The organism is Thermoleptolyngbya sp. M55_K2018_002 (assembly GCF_015295965.1).
GTDB lineage: Bacteria > Cyanobacteriota > Cyanobacteriia > Elainellales > Elainellaceae > Thermoleptolyngbya > Thermoleptolyngbya sichuanensis.
In genome coordinates, this window is sequence record NZ_DVEA01000062.1 from 1 (window position 1) to 4583 (window position 4583).

Consider the following 4583-nt stretch of genomic DNA (forward strand, 5'->3'; position numbering starts at 1 on the left):
TTGGCATTCAGCGACGCATCCCGCTGGGCCGCCTCTTCGGATAATCGATCTAGCTTGGCATTCAGCGATGCATCCCGCTGGGCCGCCTGTTGTCCATTAGTAACAATTAGCTCTGACAGATAGGCGATTTGCTGGGTCGAGGTTTCTAGCAACACTGCCACACGGTCAAGGCGTTCATCGATGTTCGGTTGATTCTCACTCATGGCGCTATTCCGCTGCGAATAGTTGAATAATATTCCCACGGCGCAACTCATAGCGGGATTCTGAAAATTCGGGCAGCCACTTAACGAACTCGTCAAACGTCGTGTGGGGGATTGGAGCGCTGAATCATGGCGATTCCCTACTTGATTGAAGACCTACAGATTAAAGATTGAAGACCTACAGATTAAAGACCAACTACGAACTCGAAAGACCCATTTGATTGAAGACCTACAGATTAAAGACCTACAGATTGAAGACCTACTATAGTAACATTTCGACCGGGATGCTCGGGTCTGGAAATGCCAGATCGAGTCCTGGCTCTGACCCATCCCTCAGCGTAGTGGGAGCCGCAGGGCACACCTGAGCGCGATTCCCGTAGGGATCGCTTCGCGAATCGCCTAATCGCTCTATCAGGACTGCCGCGCCATTTCCATGAGAATTTGTTGGGCACTTTGCACTGCATCTGGGGATGCAGGATGGCGCTGGCGATAGCTGCCGTCGGGCTGAAGCTCCCACGCCTGGCGGTTGTCGGCCAGCAAGATGCCAAGAATTTCCTGCAAATCTTTGGCGATCGCCCTGTCATCCACTGGCGTAACGGCCTCCACGCGCCGATCCAGGTTGCGCGGCATCCAGTCGGCACTGCCGATGTATACGTCCTCCGCGCCGTCATTGTGAAAATAAAAAATGCGGGAATGCTCCAAAAACCGGCCCACAATGCTGATGACCCGAATGCGATCGCTCACCCCTGCCAGCCCCGGCCGCAGACAGCAAATGCCCCGCACAATCAGGTCGATCTGCACGCCCGCCTGCGACGCTTCGTATAGTGCCGCAATCAGCGGCGGATCGACCAGTGCATTCATCTTGGCGACAATCCGGGCATGGCGACCCGCACGGGCAATCTCGCGCTCTCGGTGAATCAGGTCAAGCAGGCGATCGCGCAAATTGGTTGGAGCCACCAGCAGCTTGCGATAGGTTTTTTGCCGCGAGTAGCCCGTCAGCGCGTTAAACAACTCCGTCACGTCTGCACCCAGATCCTCCCGACAGGTCAGCAAGCCCAGATCGGTGTAGAGCCGCGCCGTTTTGGGGTTGTAATTACCCGTGCCAATGTGGACATAGCGACGCAGGCGATCGCCCTCCTGCCGCACCACCAGCATCAGCTTGGTATGCGTTTTCAGCCCCACCAGCCCATAGACCACATGAACGCCCACCTGCTCTAGCTTCCGCGCCCACTGAATATTATTCTCTTCGTCAAAGCGTGCCTTTAGCTCCACCAGCACCGCCACCTGTTTGCCGTTCTCGGCGGCGGCGATCAGCGCGTCCACAATCGGCGAATCGCCCGACGTGCGATACAGCGTCATTTTAATCGTCAGTACGTCGGGGTCTTGAGCCGCCAGTTGAAGGAACATCTGCACCGACGACGAAAACGACTGAAACGGATGATGCACCAGCAAATCCTGCTTCCGGATCAGGGCAAAAAAATCCTCATCTGTGGAGTATTCAGACTCCATCAGCCGCCGCAGACGGGGATGCACAACAGGTTTCCAGGGCGCATCCTTGAGATGGGGCAATGGCAGATCCACCAGCGCCATCAGGTCGCGCCCGCCGAGCAGCCCCGCCACCGGATACACATCTGCGTTGCTCAGCCCCATCTCCGCCATCAGCGTTTGGCGAATTTCACTCGGCATGGATTCGTGAACTTCTAGCCGCACCACAGACCCCGCAAACCGCCGCTTGCGAAGCTCCTGCTCGATTGCCTGGAGCAGGTCATCGGCTTCGTCCTCCTGCACTTCCAGGTCAGCATTGCGGGTAACTCGAAACACATGGCAGGCGACGACCTCCATGCCTGGAAACAGCTTGTCCAGATTGTGGGCAATGATTTGCTCAATTGGCACGCCCATCCAGACTGGCGTTTGCTTGCGCCGCTGCAACTCTAGCGGCAACAAGACGAATCGGGGCAGTGAACTGGGTACTTTGAGGCGGGCAAAATGGCTGGTTTCTTCGGGCGATCGCACCACCACCGCCAGATTCAAGCTGAGGTTAGAAATATGCGGAAAGGGATGCCCCGGATCGACCGCCAGCGGCGTTAGCACGGGAAAAATCCGCTCTTCAAAATACTCCCGCAAATAGCGCTGCTGGGCCTGGTTGAGCGCTGCATAGTCCAGCAGGAAAACGCCGTGGCCCGCAAGCTGCGGCCGCAAGACCGACTGCACATGCTGATGCTGCTTTGCGACTAGGGGCAAAAGCTTTTGGCAAATGGCTTCGAGCTGTTCCTGTGGCGTGCGCCCGTCGAGCGATCGCCGCTCCACCTGCGCCTGCACCTGGCGCTTGATACCCGCCACCCGCACCATAAAAAACTCATCCAGGTTGCTGCTAAAAATCGCCGCAAACTTCAAGCGCTCCAGCAAGGGCGTGCGATCGTCCATCGCCTCATGCAGCACCCGCGCATTAAACTCGATCCAGCTCAGTTCGCGGCTGAAGTAGTATTGCGGATCTGACCAGGTGGGTTGGGGCGGCTGGTTAGAAGACACGATAGGAAAGGCGGGGGGCTGGAGCTAGGGAATCTGAAGCGAACACTGAGCAGCAGATCATATCAGATCATTATCCCCCCATTCTCGAACTGAGGATACTCAAAACACTTCATCCTCGCGGCCGACCCACCATTCCCCAAGCTGCATCAGGTCGTGATGCACATCCGCCAACGCCCGGAGATACTCCTCGCTAGACAGGCTTTCTCGCTGCTCCTGCAATTTTTTGAGCCGCAGTTGTGCCAGGAGCCACGGCTGATGGAGGCGATCGCTCTCGGCCATGTAACGCGCCAAGTCTTCACTATTCATAGGAACTATCCACCGGAACTACCTATAGGAACTATCCACCGGAACTATCCACCGGAATTACCCACCGACACTATTCATAGAAAACCGTTTACAAAGCAAGAGTGGATAAAGCGATTCTGCACTCTATCCACTCGCGGCAGCTTTGTAACTTGCAAAACTGAACCGTGCGCTTTATCAAGCTAGAAAAAGCCTCAGAAAAAGCGCCAGCGTCAGCCAAAACCGAGTTGTACCTAGGCGGCAGCCAGGTTCTCAGCGACAAAATCCCAGTTCACCAGCTTATCCAAAAAGTTCTGGATAAAGGCAGGGCGGGCATTGCGGAAGTCGATGTAGTAGGCATGTTCCCACACATCGAGGGTCAGCAGCGCTTTTTGCCCATGTGCTAGGGGGTTTTCGGCGTTGGGAGTCTTGGTCACTTTCAGCGTGCCGTCGTCATCGATCAGCCAGGCCCAACCGCTGCCAAACTGAGTCGCAGCCGCGTTGGCAAAGGCTTCGCGAAACTTGTCGTAGCTGCCGAAAGAAGCGTCGATCTTGGCGGCCAGGTCGCCCGTCGGCGCACCGCCACCACCGGGCTTCAGGCTGTTCCAGAAGAAGGTGTGGTTCCAGACCTGAGCGGCGTTGTTGAACACGCCAGCCTTGGCAGAGTCGCCAAAAGTCGCCACAATGATTTCTTCCAGAGACTTGCCCGCCAGGGAAGAATCGCTCTCGATCGCCTTGTTCAGGTTATCGACGTAAGCTTTGTGATGCTTGCCGTAGTGATATTCAAACGTCTCAGCCTTCATGCCATAGGGTTCTAGAGCATCCATCGCAAAAGGCAGGGGCGGCTGTTCGATAGGCATAGTGTTCATCCTCTATTAACTGCGCTGTGTTCAGTTTGAGTCTAGAAGAGCCAGTTGCCCTTACGCATGATCCGCCAGACGTAGCTAAGGCGGAGCGTATCCTCAAACTATTGATAGAATTTTATATCAAAAATCGGCTCGGCCGTGTCTTACACAGCACCGAACGCAGCCCGACTGCCGAGGCTTGGTTCAAGGCCTGGTTCAAGGCTTTGTTTTAGCTGCGCGGCTCGCTCTTGCACGATCGCCCATTCGCCATTTTTCACGGCCGCCTTGGGAAATAACTGCCCCGCCAGCCCGACGGCGATCGCCCCTGCTTCCAGCATGGTTCGCGCATTCTCCAGCGTGACCCCACCCGTGGGCACTAGCGGAATCTCGCCCAGTGGTTCTCGCACGGCCCGCAAATAGTCTGCACCGCCGACACACTGAATCGGGAACACCTTCACCGCCGCTGCGCCCGCCTGCCATGCGGTCACAATTTCCGTCGGCGTGAGGGCCCCCGCCACAAAGGGAATCTCGAACTCGGCCGCCTGCTGAATCAGCGCCCGGTTTGTGTGCGGGCTAAACAAAAACTGGGCCCCGCTGGCGATCGCCGCACTCACCTGCTGGGGAGTGGTAATCGTGCCCGCGCCAATCAGACAGTCGGGCAAGCGCTGCCGTAGTTGATGCACCAGGGTTTCAGGGCGATCGCTGTTCCAGGTAACTTCGATCAGCC

General features: G+C 56.6%; 5 protein-coding genes. All 5 read right to left on the minus strand.

The genetic code is table 11. The annotated features are described in order from the left end of the window. Positions 1–203 (minus strand): hypothetical protein (locus IGS51_RS02985; protein WP_297075708.1); only part of this gene is annotated, 203 nt, incomplete at its 3' end. A 408-nt stretch (positions 204–611) separates the two neighbouring features. Next, positions 612–2729 carry a polyphosphate kinase 1 gene (gene ppk1, locus IGS51_RS02990; protein WP_297075710.1) on the minus strand — a complete coding sequence of 706 codons (2118 nt, stop codon included), beginning with the start codon at positions 2727–2729 and terminating at the stop codon, positions 612–614. Between the two features lie 99 nt (positions 2730–2828). Then, on the minus strand, positions 2829–3035 hold the full coding sequence (locus IGS51_RS02995) for a hypothetical protein (protein WP_068514529.1): 207 nt from the start codon (positions 3033–3035) through the stop codon (positions 2829–2831). A gap of 230 nt (positions 3036–3265) precedes the next feature. Continuing rightward, positions 3266–3871, minus strand: a complete 606-nt coding sequence (locus IGS51_RS03000; RefSeq protein WP_297075719.1) for a superoxide dismutase — start codon at positions 3869–3871, stop codon at positions 3266–3268. A gap of 149 nt (positions 3872–4020) precedes the next feature. After that, a partial coding sequence (locus IGS51_RS03005) for a bifunctional 4-hydroxy-2-oxoglutarate aldolase/2-dehydro-3-deoxy-phosphogluconate aldolase (protein WP_297075722.1) occupies positions 4021–4583 on the minus strand: 563 nt, incomplete at its 5' end.

Excerpts from the sequence above, each read along its gene's own strand:
- IGS51_RS02995 (WP_068514529.1), bottom strand. The coding sequence starts at position 3,035 with ATGAATAGTGAAGACTTGGCGCGTTACATGGCCGAGAGCGATCGCCTC.
- IGS51_RS03000 (WP_297075719.1), bottom strand. The coding sequence starts at position 3,871 with ATGCCTATCGAACAGCCGCCCCTGCCTTTTGCGATGGATGCTCTAGAA.